Genomic DNA, 17,154 nt, shown 5'->3' on the forward strand with positions numbered 1-17,154 from the left:
TCCCGACTTGAAGACCTGAGGACCTGACGACGCGGTTGGGTCAGTGGCTGACGGGTTCGTCGGTGTCGAAGACGGCGGGGACGCTGAAGTAGTCGCTCCCCTTCTCGCGCTTGGGGGCGTTCTGCAGCGCCTCGTCCGGCGTCAGGGAGGGGACCGGCACGTCGGGGCGGAACACGTTCTGGAGCGGGAGCGGGTGCGCCAGCGGCTCGACGCCGTCGGTGTTGAGTTCGTCGAGTTGCGCGACGTAGTCGAGAATTGCGGACAGCTGCGACTGCATCCGCACGAGGTCGGCCTCGGGCAGTTCCAGTCGGGCGAGGGTCGCGACCTTGCGGACCTGGTCCAGTGTCAGAGACATGGCAGTTCGTCCCAGGTCATCAGGTCGCAAGTCGTCAAGTCGCAAACCGGTTCCGACTTGACGACTTGCGACCTGATGACCTGATGACGATGATTGGTCACACCTTCACGTCGCCGAACGGCTTGACCTTCAGCGGCTTCACGACGAGGCCGGCGTGGATCGCGGCGCACGAGACCCACACGCGCTTCGCCTCGCCGTCCACCATGCACAGGACCTTCTGGAGGTTCGGCTTGAACTTCCGGCGCGACGTGCCGGTGATCTTCTTGCCGACGCCGCCGAGGTACTTCGCCTTACCGCGGTAGGTCTTCTGGTTGCCGAAGACCGACTTCCGACCCGTGAAAACGCACGTCTTGGCCATGACCGTGTCTCGCAAATATCGTCGATCGCCCCGGCGAGGGGCGGAATCGGAACACTCACTATAGCGGGCCAGACCCGACCGACAAGCGGGCCGCGCGCGAACTGTTGACACGGGCCGCCCCGTGCCCCAGCATGACGGCATGAAGCGCATGCCGATGAAGAAGTTCATGGCGGTCGTCGGCGAGGCGATCGACTCGCTCCCCGAGGCGATCAAGCGGCACCTCGACAACGTCGTGATCGACGTCGAGGACGCGCCGACGCACGACTTCCTCCGCGACGCCGGGTTCACCGACGAGGAGATCGCCGCCGGCGAGACGGTGTACGGCTACTTCATGCCGCTGGGCGTGGACACGTCGGACCTGGACATGCTGGACAGCCCGAACCGCATCCTGATCTTCAAGTACCCGCTCGAAGAGGACTTCCCGGACCCGCGGGAGCTGCGGATCGAGATCCGCAAGACGGTCGTCCACGAGATCGCGCACCACTTCGGCTGGACCGACCGCGACCTGGAGCGGTTCGACGACAACCCCGACCCGTTCGGGGACCAGGGGTAACGTCAGGGCCGGTCGCTCGCGGTCTGCGGGCTCTCTGGGGGCGGCTCCGACCCGGGTAGGCTACGGTGCGGCGACAGGATCGGTCTCTCACCGTCCACAAGGACGTAGGTGACCTTGCCGTTCTCGTCGTAGAAGAAGCGGACGTGGGCACCTCTGATTCGCTGCTTTGCCGCGCAGTAGACTTCGGTCGGAAAAAGAACGACCTCGCTCAGGCCGAGCGTTATTACCGCAGGCATGGCGAGGTACTCCAGTTTCCATTGCTCCGCGAGTTTGCGGTGCGTCCGAAACTCATCGTGAAACTCGTCGCAGGTGAATGCGGGCGTGCCGAACGCCTGCCGCACCTCGTCCTTCGTCGAAAGTTCGTTCACGTTGACGCCACGACCGGCGACAAGGGCCGAACAGCCGGTCGCCGGGAGGAGTGCGGCGAGCAGGATCGGGCCAATGCGTCGCATCGTGCGTGACTCCTGACCACACCGGTGGTTACACCCCGAGCGCCTTGCGCTTCTCGGCGATGAACGGCACGTGGTGCGTGAGGTGGTTGGTCGCCATCTGGATCACCTTCTCCAGCGTCATCAGGCCGCGCTTGTTGTGACACCCGACGAGTTGAAGCTGCTCGGGCGTGAGGCCGCGGATGATGCGGGCCATGTGCCGCCGCAAGCTCTCCACGACGGCCAGTTCTTCTTCAACGTCGCGGTCGTGGTAGTTCATTTCCTTGGCGTACAACTCTTCGTCGGCGACGAGCAGCAGCGGCACGTCGCTGGTGTAGGCGAGGATCCGCTTCATGCGGTCGATGAGGATCGGGTCGAAGTCGGCGAGGTGCGCGACGACTTCGAGCGTGCTCCACTTGCCCGGGATCGGCCGGGCGACGAGTTGTTCGCGGGTCATCCCCGCGACGGCGGAGCGGAGCGCGGCGGCCCCGGCAAGGTAGTTGTCGGCGAGTTCGGTGGGGGTCATGGAGTGCGGAGTGTTGGGAGTGTTAAAGCGAGTTGAGTGTCGGTGTCCGAAGGGGCCGCGTGGTTGGTGTGTAGCTTTCGCGGTCGCCCCTCACCCGCGACTCGCAGAGCCTCGTCGCGACCTCTCCCCGTCGGAACGGGGCGAGGTGGGGCGCGCCGGATTTCTCGCATGCTGTGCGAGAGGGTGAAGCAACGATCAGGACCAGTCACCCCACCTCGCCCCGTTCCGACGGGGAGAGGTCGCCGCGCTTCGCGGCGGGTGAGGGGCAACCACGCACTCCGCTCACCCGACACGGTAACACATTCCCTACCGATTCTAAGTGTTTAGTGCCGCGAGTTCATCCCCGCCCGGTACTCTCGCACCCGGTTGGGTTGCACTCCAGACGAATCAACACTCCCAACGTCCTATGCCCGCAACTTGACCCGCAGGTACGCGACCTGGCGCAGCCGGACCTCGTCGGGCGCGTCCGGGTCGAACTCGAGCGGGGCGTGGGTGCGGGCGACGTGCTTGAGGAACTCGAACGCCCGCCGCCGCAGGACCGCGTCGCGGCGCTCCAGCGCTTCGAGGAGCGCCGGAATCGCGCGCTCGCCGCGGTTGTTCAACTCGACCATCCCGGCCCGCAGCGTGCGGTCGTCCATGAGTTGCTCGACGGCGACCCGGAGCCGCTCGGCCTCCAAGATCGCGCCGGCGGTGCCGCCGAGCGGCGCGAGCAGCCCGCCGGCCGGGGGCGGCGTGTGCGACGGGAACCGCAGCACGTCCGGCTCCGCCTCGGGCTCGGTGAGCGTGGCCGTTGCGGTCGTGGCGGGCGCGGGTTCGGTCTCGCCGTCGAGCACGCGGTTGCGGCTCGCGAAGTGGCGGGTGAACCCGTCCTCCTCGAAGCTGCGGCCCAGGTACGCCTTGATCGCGATCTCGTCGTTCACCAGTTGGTGCGGCGTGCCCTTCGTAACGACGAGCCCGTCGGTGATGAGGTACACGCGGTCGGCGGTGCGGAACACCTCGCGGACGTTGTGGTCGGTGATGAGGATGCCGATCCCCGAGTCGGCCAGCTCGCGGATGTTCTTGCGGATGTCCTCGGTGGTGATCGGGTCGACGGCCGCGAACGGCTCGTCGAGCAGGATCAGGAGCGGCTCGCACACGAGGCACCGGGCGATCTCGAGCCGCCGCTTCTCGCCGCCCGAGCACCGGGCCGCGACGTTCTTGCGGACGTGGTCGAGCTTGAACCGCTTCAGGGCCGCGTCGGTCCGGTCCCACCGCTCGGTGCGGGTGAGCTTGCGGCCCAGGCTCCGGCTCCGGGGCAGGGCCTCGAGGATCGCGAGCAGGTTCTTCTCGACGCTCAGCTTGCGGAACACGCTCGGCTCTTGCGACAGGTAGCCCATGCCGCGGCGGGCGCGCTGGAACATCGGGAGCTGCGTCACGTCCTCGTTGTTGAACGTGACGGTGCCGGCGTTGGGCACGATCTGGCCGGTGGCCATGCGGAAGCTCGTCGTCTTGCCGGCCCCGTTCGGGCCGAGCAGGCCGACGACCTCGCCGGGGTTGACGTCGAACGAGACCCCCTTCACGACCTTGCGGCGGCCGTAGATCTTCTGTAGCCCGTTGACTTCCAGTAGCGGCATGCGGCCTCCCTGCCTTCCGGGTGCGGCCCGCTGATTACCCGATCGGCCGCCGCGACGCAATGGAGAGGTGAAGTGACTGGGCCGTGTGCCTGTGGGTTTGGGCGAGCGGGGGACGAAAGTCCCCCGGTGGATGAGAATCGCGATTCCACCGGGGGACTTACGTCCCCCGCTCGCCAAGATGCCCAACACAAGAGGCACACCCAATTGAGACGGTGCTGAGAATTTCCCTTGTGTTTTCGACCGCTATCGGTATCGTTCCCCCCTTCCGGTGCCGCGGGGACGGCCCCGGGGTCCGAGGGGGACGTTCATGGCGATGCGTAAGTGTCTGTTGGGTCTGGGGCTGGTTCTGGGGATGGCGAACGTGGCCGGTGCGACGCCGCCGGTGAGCCCGATGGTCGAGGGCCGCGAGCCGAACCCGGTCGCCCGCGAGTTCTACGAGACCGAGAGCGTGTCGTTCGGGTACGTCGCCGACGCGGCCCCGGACGCGATCGGGGCCGGGTGGTGGGCGAGCCGCGCCTCGTGGGAGACGCTGCTGAACAAGCTGACGATGCCGCTCGGCACGGTCGAACTGTGGGACTGAGTTGGTTTTGGCGAGCGGGGGGCGTGAGCCCCCCGAAGTGTTGCGCACCGGCAATTATTCGCTCACGGCTTCGCCGCGGGCCGCTCGACCTTCTCGACGGCGGCCCAGTAGTCGGTGCCGGCGTGCAGCGAGAACCCGACCAGCACCTCCCGCATCCGCTCCACCTTCAGCCGGCTGTACTTGTCCTTCTCCACCCGCGCCGCGACCGCGGTCGGCTCGACCATCATGTGCGCGAACACCTCGGCCTTGTCCTCTTCCACGCCCGACGCCGCGTAGCGGTTCATGAACCCCGGGTCGTCCTTGCCGGTCGTGGTAACGGTCGGGTCGTTCTGCACCTTCGCGCCGCCGGGGCCGTACTTGAACCCGGGCGGGTTCAGCCGCGTCCACCGCTCGTCCTCGTACAGGCGGCCGTCGTCCTTCAGGTCGACGAAGTGGAAGAACTCGTGGTGGATCACCTTGCGAACGTACAGGTCGTCGTGGCGGCCGCGGGTGACGTCGAGGTACAGCGTGTCGTGCTCGAAGTCGGGGATCGCGGTGCGGTTCTGGCCGGCGAACGACAGGTTCTTGCAGAACACGACCGACTTCACCCCCGCCTTCTTCACCAACTCGGGCGGGTACAGCGACCACTCGAACGCGAAGATCGTCGCGTAGGACGCGGCGTCCCTGCGGTCCGCCTCGGCCCCGTCGATGGTCCCGTGCGTCGTCTTCACCGGGAAGACCGGGGCACGGGTCACGACCTCCAGGTCGTACTTCCGGGCAAGTTTTACCAGATCGGTTTCGGCGGGCCTGGGCTGCGCCGCGGTCAGTCCCGGCACGAGCGCGACAAGCAGAACGGGCGTCAGTGTTCGGAACATGGCGCGTGCGGGTTGTGTGGTCACCGGCCCAGCAGAAAACGCAGGGCCCGCGGCAATTCACTGTGGTCGAAGGCGAGTCCGGTGTCGAGTAGCTTTTTTGGTGAAGTTCGCAGGCTCGCCAGGAGGCCGTCGTCCGCGATCCCTCCAAACATCAACCTCAACGCGACCCGCGGGAGCCGCAGAACCGCGGGCCTCCGCAGGACCGCTCCGAGCGCCTTCGTGAACTCGCGGTTCGTGACCGGATTCGGCGAACACCCGTTGACCGGCCCGCTCACGCTCTCGGTCATGAGGCAGTGGTGCAACGCGCCCACAAGGTCGCCGATGGTGACCCACGGCACCCACTGAGTCCCCGACCCGAGGACCGCACCCGCACCGGCCCGGAACGCCGGGAGTTGCTTCCCGAGCGCCCCGTCGCGGGGGCTGAGGACGACGCCGATCCGCATGTTCGCGGTCCGCACGCCGGCGTCGCGGGCCGGGTGCGTCGCCTCCTCCCACTCCTTGCACACGTCGGGGAAGTAGCCCTCACCGGCCGCGGAGTCTTCGGTCAATACCTCGTCGCCGCGGGAGCCGTAGAAGCCGACCGCAGACGCGCAGACGAACGCCTTCGGCCGCGAGGCCGCGGGCAGGGCGGCGATCGCCGTCGCGAGGTGGCGCGTCGGCACGGTGCGGCTCTCGCGGATCTTCTGCTTCTTCTCCTCGTTCCACCGTCCAGATGCGACGTTGTCCCCCGCGAGGTGAATCACCGCGTCGACGCCGTCCAGCGCGGCCGGGTCGAGCGGCCCCGACGGGTTCCACTTCACCCACTTCGTCCCGTCGTCGAACTTTGGCGTGGTGCTCCCGCTGACGAGCCGCACGACGCGGTGCCCGCCCGTGAGGAGGAACGGCACGAGGTCCGAGCCGACGAGCCCGCGCGAGCCGGTGATCGCGACCGTGAGCCGCGGGCGGTCGCGGTACAGGTTGTGCCGCCGCAGGTCGCTCGCGGTGACGGCGTGGCGGTACGCGAACATCGCTCCGAGCCGCCGCCCCACCATCCCGCCGCCGAACGCGCTGCCGACCGACCCGAGCGGCACGCGGTAGGTGATGTGGTCTTCGAGGAACGACGCGTTCGGCCCGTCGGGGATGCAGCGGTGCGTGTGGTTCCAGAACGCGAACGGCCCCTTCACCTGCCGGTCCTGGAACTGGCGGCCGGGTTGGAAGTCGTACAACTCCGCGACCCACGCCGCCGTCACCGGGCCGAACAGAGCGGTCCGCATCTCGACGCGGTGCCCGTCGGTGCCGAACGCGCCGTGACTGGCGGTCTGCTCGACGTGCTCCCACGGCGGCTGCAACCGCTGGAACGCGAGCGGGCGGCCGTGCCAGGCGTACAATTCATCCGCCGACACGGGCATCGGGGACCGCAGCGTGAACGTGGCGTCGGACATGGTGCAACCCGTGGTGGTATTGGCGAGCGGGGAGCGGGAGCGACCGGAGTGACGTTGCTCCGGTCGCTCACGCTCCCGGCTCGCCCAAATCAGGTAACCGCAATGCCGCCGCCCCGCATCACCGTCCGCACCTTGCACGCCGACCTCGCGGCGAGCGCCGCGTACTTCCGCTCCGACACGTCGGCGGTCGAGGCGAGTCGCGCGCGGGTCGAGGCGGCGACCGCCGACGGCCGCGCGCACTACGGCATCAACACCGGCTTCGGCGTCCTCGCGAACAAGCGCGTCCCGGACCTCCAGCTCCACCTGCTCCAGCGGAACCTGCTGCTCAGTCACGCCGTCGGCGTCGGCGAACCCGTGCCGCCCGAAATCACCCGCGTCATGCTGCGGGCGAAGGTCCACGGGCTCGGGCTCGGCTACTCCGGCGTGTCGCTGCCAACGTTCCGCCGGCTCCTCGACTTCGACGAACGCGGGTTGGTGCCGGTGGTCCCCAGTCGAGGCAGCGTCGGGGCGAGCGGCGATCTCGCGCCACTCGCGCACCTGTGCCTGCCGCTCATCGGCCACGGCGAGTTCTGGAACGACGCCCGCACCGCACCCGTCCCCGCGGCCGACGTGCTTCGAGCGCACGACCTGCCGCCGCTCGAACTCGGCGCGAAGGATGGCCTCGCGCTCATCAACGGCACCCAGCTCATGAGCGGGTACGGGGCGTTCGTTCTGGAGAAGTGTACGCGGTTCGTCGACCTGTTCGACCTGAGTGCCGCGATGTCGCTCGAAGCGCTCCAGGGGAGCATCCGGCCGTTCGACCCCCGCATCCACGCCGTCCGCCCGCACCCCGGGCACGGCGTTGTTGCAGCGAACGTGCGGCGGCTGCTGGAGGCGAGCGAGATCCTCGAAGCGCACCGGAACTGCGGGAAGGTGCAGGACCCGTACTGCCTGCGGTGCGTGCCGCAGGTCCACGGCGCGAGCCGCGACGCGCTCGGGTACGCGATCGGCGTGCTCGAAACCGAGCTGAACGGCGTCACCGACAACCCGCTCGTGTTCGACAACGGCGACATCGTCAGCGGCGGGAACTTTCACGGCCAGCCGCTCGCACTCGCACTCGACTTCGCCGCGATCGCGCTGGCGGAACTGGCGAGCATCTCCGAGCGCCGCATCTACCTGCTGCTCGAAGGCCACGACGGGCTGCCGAAGTTGCTGATGCGCGAGACCGGGCTGAACTCGGGGTTCATGATCCCGCAGTACACGGCCGCGGCGCTCGTGAGCGAGAACAAGGGGCTGTGCCACCCGGCGAGCGTCGACTCGATCCCCACGAGCCTCGGCCAGGAGGACCACGTCAGCATGGGGAGCATCTCGGCGGTGAAGCTGCTGCGGGTGTTCGACAACGTCGAGACGGTACTCGCCATCGAGGTGCTGACCGCGGCGCAGGCGCTCGACTACCGCCTGCCGCTGCGGCCCGGCCGCGGGGTCGAGGCGGCGCACCGCGTGGTCCGCGCCGCGTGCCCGCACCACGAGGTCGACTACCTGTTCCGCGACGACCTGGAGAAGGCGTTCGCGCTGGTCCGCGGCCGCGAACTGCTCGACGCCGCCGGGTTCTAAGCGTCCACGTCCCAGAGCACGACCTGCCCCTTCTCGCCGCCGGCCGCGGCCACGTTCCCGTCCGGGCTGAACGCGACCGACCGGGCGCGGCCGATGTTCCAGTCGAACGTGCGGGCGACCGCCCAGTTCGCGTCGCGGTCGCGGAACCGCACCGTCCCGTCGTTACTCCCCACCGCGAGGTAGCGGCCCGACGGGTGGAACGCCATCGCCGTCAGCTCCATCCGGTTCGTGCGGCGGAACGTGAACGCCTTCGTGGGGTCGGCCAGGCGGCGGAGGGACACGGAGAACAATGTCAGGGACGCGAACCACTCCCCGTCGGCGGAAATGTCGAGAGTACCGGCAGGTCCGTCGTCGCCCACGAAGCGGGTCTCGTCCAGCAGCTCGCCGTCGGCGACCGACCGCGTGCGGAGATAGGTCTCCTCCGGGCTGATGAGGCTGGTGTGGTTCGAGTCGGCGTACCGGGCCGACAGGTACTCGACCGTCGCGAACCGCTTCCCGCCGGGTAGGAACGCCAGCCCGCCGATTCCGCCCTGGCCCGAGTAGCTGGTTTTGCCGCTCCACGGCGTCTGCTCCCACCGCACAGGGCCGAGGCCCGTTGCCGTTAATTCGAGGGCGACCCGGCGACTCGGCGCGGTGGTGACGGTGGAGTCGTGAACCACCACGCAATCCCCGCCGGGTGCGACCGCGATCACGCCGATCACGCGGTTCTGGCCGAACGCCGTGGGCTCGGCCGCCGCCCCCGTTCGAGTGTCCACCGCGAGGAGCCCCCCGTACCCGCCGTTGACCAGCATCCAGCGGCCGCTTGGGTCGAACTGCACCTGCTTCGCGGTCGCGCCGGGCAGGGGCGGGCCGCAAGTGGCAAGGGCTCCCGTGGACACGTCGAGCAACTGCACGACCGAGTCCACCCGCTCGCGGGAAACTTTGACCGTCTTGACGAGCGCCAGCCGCGTGCCGTCGGGGGTGAACGTCAGCACCTCAACTGGCTTCTTCTGCGTGCTGAAGACTCGCACGGGCGGCCTCCGGTCCCTTACTCGTCCACGTCCCAGAGCACGACCTGACCCTTCTCGCCGCCGGCCGCGGCGACGTTCCCGTCCGGGCTGAACGCGACCGACTTCAGCCCGCGGACCTGCCAGTCGAAGGTCCTGGCGACCGCCCAGTTCGCGTCGCGGTCGTGGAACCGCACCGTGGTGTCGCCGCTCGCCACCGCGAGGAACCGGCCCGCCGGGTGGAACGCGATGCCGGTGACCGGCTTCTTGCTCGCGTTCGGAACCTTCACGAACCGCGTGACGTCGGCACCCTCGTGGACGATCACGAACTTCTCGGCCGCGTACGCGACCCACGCTCCGTCCGGCGAAACACTGGGTTGGTTCCCGACTTCGCCGGTGGACGGTGCCGAGTGCAACACGAGGCCGCTCTCGGCGGCCCGCACCCGCACCAGGACCTGCCACTCGTTCCGCGTCCCCCTCACAAAGTGTCGCTCGATCGTGACGAACCGCTTGCCGTCGGGGTAGAAGTCCAGTCCTTCGAGAATGTCGGGGCTCAGCGACTTCGTCCACTTCCGGGGGCCGAGTCCCTTCGCGGTGAGGTCGAACGCACCGATCCGGCCGCCGGCCGCCAGCACCAGCCCGGTCGGTGAGACGGCCACGAGATTGGAGTCGAACTTGGCGGTCTCCTGGAAGCCCCAGGTCCGGGCGTTGAAGACCCGAACGCCGCCGTTGTACCCGACGCCGAGCAGCAGGTGCCGCCCCTTTGGGTCGAACCGCAGGCTGCCTGGCAGGGCGGCCCAGTAGACCATCTCCGCCGAATCGACGGTGCCGGCGGCCACGTCCCACAGGTCGAGGCGGAGGTACGTGCCCGCTGCCAGCGTCCTGCCGTCGGGGCTGAACGCCAGTACCGTGACCCGCCCGCTCTTGCCCTTGAGAAGTCGCACGGCCGCTCTCCGGTGCGTTACTTCTTCGCGTCGAGCAGGCCGCGGGCCTTCATCCACTCGCCGAGGCGGTCGGGCCACGACGCGACCGACGTCTCGCCGCCGGTCCACATTGGGTCGCGGCCCAGGCCGACGCCGTGCTTGCCCTTCTCGTAGATGTGCATCTCGATCGGCACGCCGGCCTTCTTGCACGCCAGGTAGAACCGCACCGCGTTCTCGGGCACGACGGCGGTGTCGGCGCTCGTGTGGAAGATGAACGTCGGCGGCGTCTCCTTCGTCACCTGCTTCTCGTTCGAGTACAGCTCGACCTGCTTTTCGTCGGGCTTCTCGCCGAGCAGGTTCTTCCGCGAGCCGCCGTGGGTGACGCCCGGCTCCATCGTCACGACCGGGTACGCGAGGATCAAGAAGTCGGGCCGGCAGCTCGTCTTGTCGATCGCGTCGCCCTCGGCGAGTCCCGCGTCGAAGTGCGTGCCGGCCGTGCTCGCGAGGTGCCCGCCGGCCGAGAAGCCCCAGATGCCGACGCGCTTCGGGTCGACGCCGTAGTCCGCGGCCCTCGCCCGCACGGTGCGGATCGCCCGATGCGCGTCGGCGAGCGGGGCGGCCAGCAGCGGGCCGGGGCGGTCCTTGCCGGTGATGCGGTACTTCAGCACGAAGGCGTGGACGCCGAGCCCGTTGAGGAACTCCGCGACCTGCTTGCCTTCGTGGTCCATCGCCAGGAACCCGTACCCGCCGCCGGGACAGATCACGACCCCGGCCCCGGTCGCCTTGTCCTTCGGCACGAGGTACGGCGTCAGGGTCGGCTTGTCGGTCTCGGCGTCGCCGACGGCGTGCGGGGCCTTGCCGTCCCAGAGCGGGAACGGTTGCGGAGCGGCACCGGCGGCGGCGACCGCCAGGAGGAGGGAAACGAACATCGGTGGACCCACGGTGTGCGGGGGAGGGGAGGTGCTGTGCGGATAGGGTATGCGAAGGCGCGGGGAAGTGAACAGAGGCGGAAGTGCCGACGCGGGCGCTGGGCCGGCGGTCGGGTCGGGGGCACAGCACGAGAGCCGTGCCCGCGGAGGCAGGTGCGGTCGGAGGTCAGGCGCGGCCGGCGGAAGCGGGCTGGGCCGCGAGGAGCTCACCGATGAACCGGCGGAGCATCTGGCCGGTGGTCATCCCGCGGCGGCTGGCGGCCGCTTCGAGTTCCATCGCCTGCCAGCGGGGCAGCAGCAGGGGCAGCTCGACGACTTCCTGGTCGATGCGGGCCACGTCGGATGAGATGCCGTCGAATAGAGGTTGCACGATAACACCTGCCGTGGATTGCGGGAACGGCAACGATTGGGGCGTCGCCGAAGGTCGCGGGCCGACATTGTCCTGCGAGTCACCCTGCCGGGGGCAGGGTACGTCAGCCCCGTGCGCCCGGCATCCTACCCCGTTTCATAGCCGGCAACAAGCACCGGGGTACGGATCGGATAAAACTCGGAGCCGTCAAACGATCACAAGGCCGGGCACGGCTTGGTCGGCCTTTATTCCGCACCCGTGATCGAGCAGCCGTGCTCGGGGATCGGGAGGGGGACCGCACGGGAATCGCAAGACGGGAAAAGTGATTGCAACGCGAGTGCCGACCAAAATAATGCACGTTCTTTTGCGGTAAGTTGCTATGATCATGAGACTTGCGATGAGACGGCAGCAGACCGTGAGATTGTGACAGAAGAATCTTGCCCAAAGAGGAAGCACGTCCTGTTCCGGATCAAGCATTCGACCAGCCATTTAGCTCGTTCGGCCGCCCCCTGGGGCCGTCCCGGGTCGGGTCGGGACCGCCGTGCCGGTTGTCCGGAACGCCCGGGTTGAGCGGGCTGATTCCGTCGGTTCGACGCGCCCTTCAAGAAATGCACGAAAGATCTTGACGCGCCGTCGCGAAGGGGGGCAAAGGCGGTTACCATTTCTGAATATACGAGTCCTCACGCCCCACCCGTGAACGGTGCTTTCCCGCGACGCGCGGAGCGGACATCATGGCGAACAACCCGAACGAGAACGACCCGAAGCCGGTGGACCCGCGGGACGAGGCGGACCTCCCGCCGCTCCCGGAGGACGACCCCGCGGACGAGGTGCGGATCGAGAACCTGCCCGACCTCGGGCCCGTCGACCTGGCCGAGCTGTCCGGCGACCTCCCGCCCGACGAACTGGGCCAGGAGGGCGAGGTGTGGTCCGAGCGGGCCCCGCACCTCGACCCCACCCACGCTGCGCTGCCGGACTTCGACGCCGGCCCCGACCTCGCGCCGTCCCTCAAGGACCCGTCCTCGTTCACCGAGGCCGGGCTGGTGGACCTGCCGGAACTCCCGGACGCGGTCGAGAACGACTCCGCGAACCTGTTCCGGCCGCCGGCCAACCCCGTCCCCCCGCCCGTCGAGGTCGATGCGGCCCGCGGGCCGGACAGCGGGGCCGGCACGGCCCCGGTCGCCCCCGCGTCGGGGTGGTTCGACGCCAACGAGTTGAACCGGCTCCCGGACCCGAGGCTGAACGCGGACGCCGGCCTGAGCGACTCCGACCTGTTCGGGAGCCCGCCGGACAAGGCGAACAGGGCCGGCGAGTTGCTGAACTTCATCGAGGGGTCCGACATCTTCTCGGGCGGCCCGGTCCCCGACGCCGACCTCGCCGCGACGTCCGACGTGCTCCTCGGCGCGGCCCTCGACTACGCGGCCGACAACAACCTGCCCCTGCCCCCGGAACACGCGGCCCCCGCCGGGTCGCCCTCCGAACTGACCCTGGGCGTGATGCCCGCGCCGGAGTCGGAGCCCGTGCTCGAGGTCGTGCCGCCCGAGCTGCGCTCCGGGGATGAGCCGGTGTTCGAGGACGACAGCCTGTTCGACGGCCTGGACAGCGACGCGCCGGTCCCGACGGACCACTTCTCCAGCGGCGACGCGCTGGCCCCGCTCCCGCCCGACACTGGGTCGCCCGAGGCCGAGGCCCACTCCCCGACCCAGCCCCAGAGGATCAAGCCCCTCCGGCCCGACGACACGGACCTCCGCGAACTCGGCCTGACCCCCGACTTCGGGGCCACGCCGCGGGCTACCCCGGACGCCTCCAGCATCCTCGCCGACCTGTCGAGCATGGGGGGCGACCGGTACGACGGCGCGTCCGAGGTGCGGCTCGACGCCCCCGGGTTCGAGCGGACCGTGGGCGGCGAGAACGACGGCAGCGAGTTCGGCCTCGAACTGCCGCCCGAGATGCGCGACGGGCCGCAGGCCCCGGACTCGGCGTCGATCGTGTGGAGCGTCCACCCCGGGGACGTCGGGGCCGAGGGCGAGGTCTCGCACGACGCCGGGACCGTCCCCGAGGTCAGCCTGGAGGACGACGACGGCGACCTGATGGCCCCGCCCCCGAAGAAGCCGCTCGACCCGACCGAGCCGGTCCGCCCCCTGCCCGCCGCGGTCGACGAGGGCGACTCGTCGGTCGAGTTCTCCGACTTCCCGTCGGCCGAGGACGAGTCCACCGCGTCGCAGTTCTTCGGCAAGCTCGCGTCGGACCGGTCCAAGCTGCCGGTGACCGAGGAGCACGCGGTGCCGTCCGTGGACGACCTCATGCCCGCGGAGTGGACCACCTCGACCAGTTCCGCCGAGATCGACCTCCCGGAGTTGGACGACGTGCCCCCCGCCCGGGGCTCCAAGCCGACCATCGCCGGGCTCGCCGGCACCCAGATCCGGCGGCCCACGCCGGGGCCGGGCGAGTTGCCCCCGGTCGGGGGGACCGGCCCGATCCCGTCGCTCCCGAAGCCCGGCGCGAAGGCCCCGTCCAAGTCCGGCGAGCCGTCCACCGCGTCGGTCGAACTGGACTGGGTGTCCGGGTCGATGCCGCAGATGCCGGTGTCGGCGACCGGGTCGGCGGTCGGCCCCGTGGCGGTCGCGAACTGGGAGTCCGAGTCGATGGTGCAGCGGGGGCCGGCCGCGGCCCCGGCCGAACCCGAGCCCGAGGAGTACGCCGAGCCGGCCCGCGGCGACTCCGATGACGGCCTGTACACGAAGCGGACCAAGCCCGACTTGTCGGTGCGGCCCGAGCCGCGCCGCGGCGGCAAGGGCGGGTGGGTCGGCGGCACGCTAGTCGGGGCGGTGCTCGCGGGCGGCGGGTTCGCCGGTGCGTACTTCGGTGGCTTCCTCCCGCCGCCCGACAGGGGCGCGCAGGTGGCCCCCCCCGGAAAGAAGGGCGGCGACGCCGGCGACACGGACCCCGACCCGAAGGCGCCCGGCCACGCCGCCGTCGCGGCCGCGGTCCGCTCCGGCGACGCCGCGGCGGCGAAGAAACTCGCCGCCGCCATCAAGGACCCCTCGCCGGTCGCGAAGGCCGCGCAGGGCGAGGCCGAGCTGTTCGCGGTCGTCCAGGAAAATAAGGACTCGGCTGCGATGACGATCGCCCCGAACAGCCCCGGGATGCAGGCCGCCGCGAACAAGCTCCAGGCCGCCATCAGCGACCTCGAGAAGGTCAACACCCCCGAGGCCGAGCGGGCCGCGGTCAAGGCGACCCTCCACCTCGGCATCGTGTACCAGCTCGGCGGCGAAGAGAAGAAGGCCGAGCGGTTGTACCAGAACGCCAAGGGGAACTACCCGAGGTACGCCAGCACGTTCGACGCGGCCCTCGACCGGCTCGACGAGTCCCGGCCGCCCGCGCCCCCGGCGGTGCCCGACGGCAACTCCCGGCGCGTGCCCCCGACCGACGCCCGCGAACTGCTCCTCGCCGCGGTCGTGCTGCTCCAGGACGAGCCGCCCGCGAAGGAGAAGGAAGAGGACGTCGAGGCCGGCGTCTACTTCTGGAAGGCCGTGCGGCTCGCGCGGAACGAGAAGTACACCGAGGCGATCGAGGTGATCGCGAAGGCCCGGGCCACGCACATCAAGCAGGCGCGGGCCGCGGCCGGCCGCGGGCTCAACCCGCTGTCCGACCCGCTGGAGCAGATCTTCACCCGCAGTTGCGACGACCTGAAGGCGTTCTGGGAGTTGCAGGCCGCCATCGCCGAGAACGCGACCGTCGCCGAGGCGTTCAAGAAGGACGGTGCCCTCAAGGCGCTCGGCGAACTGGAGAAGAAGGCCGCCGGGGCGGTCAAGCTGATGACCGACCTCAAGGACGCGAGCGAGAAGCTCACCGTCGCCTCCAAGGAACTCAAGGACGCGGCCGAGAAGGTCGAGAAGCTCACCAAGGACGCGAAGGAGGCCGAGGAGGCGAAAGTCGCCGTCGAGAAGAAGCTGGAGGCCGAGGAGAAGGGCCGCAAGGGGGCCGAGGAAGTGGTAATGGGGGTCGTGAAGGAGCTCCAGGCCGCCAAGCTGCTCCCCGAAAAGTACGACACGGCCGAGTTGCTCGCGGCGCAGAAGCGGGCGCTCGACCGGGCCACCGGGCCGGCGCTCAGCAGCCTGCTCTCGTCCGAGATGATGGCCGTCGCCGGGTTCGGCCTCACGGCCGGGCAACTCGTGGACCTCGCCGACCGCCTCACGAGGGCCGAGCGGACCGCGAAGACCGCCACCGACAAGCTCGCGACCGAGGTGAAAAAGCTCACGGCCGAGCACGGCGAGGCGATGAAGAAGCTCGCCGACGAGCACGCGACCGCCGTCTCGAAGCTCAAGGACGACCAGACCGCGGACCTCAAGAAGGCCGCCGACACCTACGCGGCCGACGCGAAGAAGCTGACCGACGGGTTCGAGGCGAAGGTCAAGGCGCTCGACGCCGCGGTCGCCGCCGAGAAGAAGCGGACCGACGAGGTCGCCGCGAAGTTCAAGGCCGACCTGGGCAACGCGGTCACGCCGGCGCAGGCCATCGACCTGTGGCTCCCGCTGCTCGTCGAACTCCGCCGCCCGGCCGACTCCGAGGGCGCGCTGGCCGCGGCCGCGAAGTCGCTGACCACGTCGGCCCCGGACTCGGAGGACGTGGGCAAGGCCCGCACGGTCGCCGGCCTCGCGCTGCTGTTCCAGAACAAGCTCGCCGAGGCGAAGGCCCAGTTCCAGGCGGCGATCACGAACCCGAACTACGAGGCGGCGCTCGCGGCGAAGAAGCAGTGGGCGACCGCGGCCGAGGTCGGGCTGCAATCGGTGACCGACCCGCTGGCCGCGTACCGCCGGGCGCCCGTGCTGCCGGCCCGCAACCCGGCGGCCGCGGCCCGCTCGCTCGACGCCGGCATCGCGGCCTTCAAGACCGGCCGGCTCAAGGACGCGGTCGCTTCGCTAACCGACGCCACCAAGGCCGACGCGACCGACGCCGTATCGTGGTACTTCCTGGGCGCGGCGAAGCTGTCGCTGGGACAGCTCGACCAGGGGAAGGACGACATCCGCCAGGGGGCGGCCCGCGAGGCGGTGTCGAACGTGCCGACGCACCTGATCAACGCCGCCCTGTCCCCGATCCAGGGACCGGCCCGCGACGCGATCACCGCCTCCCGGCCGGAGCCCGCTGACTTGGCGCGCGGGGGGCGTGAGCCCCCCGAGTCTTTGGTTCCGACAACCACTCGGGGGGCTCACGCCCCCCGCTCGCCGTTCTATTCCAGGTCCCAGAGCATCAACTGCCCCTTCGCGCCGGCGGCCGCGGCCAGCAGGCCGTTCGCCGACACTGCCAGCGCCTGCACCCGCGGCAGCCCCCACTTCCACACGGTCAGCACCTCGCCGCTCGCCACGTCCCGCAGTTCGACGCGGCTCTTTTCGCCACGCACGAGCATCCGCCGGCCGCACGGCAGCAGGGCGAACGGCGGGGTCTCGGTGTCCGGTTGCGGGGTGGTCGGAATGACGATCGCCCACGGTTCGAGCATCGGTACGGGTCGCGGGGCGAGCGTCCCGGCCCCGCGAGCCTTCCGCGACCGCGGCTCGGTGCGGAACACCCTGCGAACGAACCGCCCGATCGCGTCCCGCTCCTGCTTGGGTGCGGCGGCCGGCACGGGGGCCGGTTCCTCGATCGCGGCCGGTGCCGGGATCGCGGTCGCAAGGTCGTAGACGCTGACGCC

The 17,154-nt window shown here is 69.9% G+C and carries 15 protein-coding genes; 4 read left to right on the forward strand and 11 right to left on the reverse strand.

What is annotated here, in order from left to right; genetic code table 11:
• Window positions 1–40: 40 nt before the first annotated feature.
• The gene (gene gatC, locus ACTIGN_RS18115; RefSeq protein ID WP_439626342.1) at window positions 41–355 is read right to left on the reverse strand and encodes an Asp-tRNA(Asn)/Glu-tRNA(Gln) amidotransferase subunit GatC; all 315 of its coding nucleotides are present in this window, start codon (window positions 353–355) and stop codon (window positions 41–43) included.
• A gap of 97 nt (window positions 356–452) precedes the next feature.
• Complete coding sequence (gene rpmB, locus ACTIGN_RS18120; RefSeq protein ID WP_439626344.1) at window positions 453–713, reverse strand: 50S ribosomal protein L28; 261 nt, start codon at window positions 711–713, stop codon at window positions 453–455.
• Between the two features lie 121 nt (window positions 714–834).
• On the opposite strand from rpmB, the gene ACTIGN_RS18125 reads away from it, so the two are divergent.
• Window positions 835–1,266 carry a metallopeptidase family protein gene (locus ACTIGN_RS18125; RefSeq protein ID WP_439626346.1) on the forward strand — a complete coding sequence of 144 codons (432 nt, stop codon included), beginning with the start codon at window positions 835–837 and terminating at the stop codon, window positions 1,264–1,266.
• A 2-nt stretch (window positions 1,267–1,268) separates the two neighbouring features.
• Here the strand turns inward: ACTIGN_RS18125 and ACTIGN_RS18130 are convergent, their stop codons facing one another.
• From ACTIGN_RS18130 to lptB, 3 genes are all read right to left on the reverse strand, one after another.
• Entirely contained in the window at window positions 1,269–1,718 is a 450-nt protein-coding gene (locus tag ACTIGN_RS18130; RefSeq protein ID WP_439626348.1) for a hypothetical protein, read from the reverse strand.
• A gap of 28 nt (window positions 1,719–1,746) precedes the next feature.
• Window positions 1,747–2,220 carry a DinB family protein gene (locus ACTIGN_RS18135; RefSeq protein ID WP_439626350.1) on the reverse strand — a complete coding sequence of 158 codons (474 nt, stop codon included), beginning with the start codon at window positions 2,218–2,220 and terminating at the stop codon, window positions 1,747–1,749.
• Between the two features lie 404 nt (window positions 2,221–2,624).
• Complete coding sequence (gene lptB, locus ACTIGN_RS18140) at window positions 2,625–3,833, reverse strand: LPS export ABC transporter ATP-binding protein (protein ID WP_439626352.1); 1,209 nt, start codon at window positions 3,831–3,833, stop codon at window positions 2,625–2,627.
• Between the two features lie 307 nt (window positions 3,834–4,140).
• On the opposite strand from lptB, the gene ACTIGN_RS18145 reads away from it, so the two are divergent.
• The gene (locus ACTIGN_RS18145; protein ID WP_439626354.1) at window positions 4,141–4,413 is read left to right on the forward strand and encodes a hypothetical protein; all 273 of its coding nucleotides are present in this window, start codon (window positions 4,141–4,143) and stop codon (window positions 4,411–4,413) included.
• A 62-nt stretch (window positions 4,414–4,475) separates the two neighbouring features.
• Here ACTIGN_RS18145 and ACTIGN_RS18150 read toward each other — a convergent pair whose 3' ends face one another.
• Together ACTIGN_RS18150 and ACTIGN_RS18155 are read right to left on the reverse strand one after the other, a co-directional pair.
• Window positions 4,476–5,267 (reverse strand): hypothetical protein, encoded by a 792-nt coding sequence (locus ACTIGN_RS18150; protein ID WP_439626356.1) that lies wholly within the window; start codon window positions 5,265–5,267, stop codon window positions 4,476–4,478.
• Window positions 5,268–5,287: 20 nt separating this feature from the next.
• A complete protein-coding gene (locus ACTIGN_RS18155; protein ID WP_439626358.1) occupies window positions 5,288–6,688 on the reverse strand; it encodes a TIGR01777 family oxidoreductase in 1,401 nt (466 codons plus the stop codon).
• A gap of 102 nt (window positions 6,689–6,790) precedes the next feature.
• On the opposite strand from ACTIGN_RS18155, the gene hutH reads away from it, so the two are divergent.
• The gene (hutH, locus tag ACTIGN_RS18160) at window positions 6,791–8,281 is read left to right on the forward strand and encodes a histidine ammonia-lyase (protein ID WP_439626360.1); all 1,491 of its coding nucleotides are present in this window, start codon (window positions 6,791–6,793) and stop codon (window positions 8,279–8,281) included.
• Here hutH and ACTIGN_RS18165 read toward each other — a convergent pair.
• From ACTIGN_RS18165 to ACTIGN_RS18180, 4 genes are all read right to left on the reverse strand, one after another.
• Complete coding sequence (locus tag ACTIGN_RS18165; RefSeq protein WP_439626362.1) at window positions 8,278–9,291, reverse strand: WD40 repeat domain-containing protein; 1,014 nt, start codon at window positions 9,289–9,291, stop codon at window positions 8,278–8,280. The genes hutH and ACTIGN_RS18165 overlap by 4 nt on opposite strands.
• A 17-nt stretch (window positions 9,292–9,308) precedes the next feature.
• Window positions 9,309–10,211, reverse strand: coding sequence for a WD40 repeat domain-containing protein (locus ACTIGN_RS18170; protein WP_439626364.1), 903 nt, complete (start codon window positions 10,209–10,211; stop codon window positions 9,309–9,311).
• Between the two features lie 17 nt (window positions 10,212–10,228).
• Window positions 10,229–11,119, reverse strand: a complete 891-nt coding sequence (locus tag ACTIGN_RS18175) for an alpha/beta hydrolase (RefSeq protein WP_439626366.1) — start codon at window positions 11,117–11,119, stop codon at window positions 10,229–10,231.
• Window positions 11,120–11,285: 166 nt separating this feature from the next.
• Entirely contained in the window at window positions 11,286–11,489 is a 204-nt protein-coding gene (locus ACTIGN_RS18180; protein ID WP_144944232.1) for a hypothetical protein, read from the reverse strand.
• Window positions 11,490–12,199: 710 nt separating this feature from the next.
• Here ACTIGN_RS18180 and ACTIGN_RS18185 point away from each other — a divergent pair.
• A complete protein-coding gene (locus tag ACTIGN_RS18185; protein ID WP_439626368.1) occupies window positions 12,200–17,143 on the forward strand; it encodes a hypothetical protein in 4,944 nt (1,647 codons plus the stop codon).
• Window positions 17,144–17,154: the final 11 nt, after the last annotated feature.

The organism is Gemmata sp., assembly GCF_051859125.1.
GTDB lineage: Bacteria > Planctomycetota > Planctomycetia > Gemmatales > Gemmataceae > Gemmata.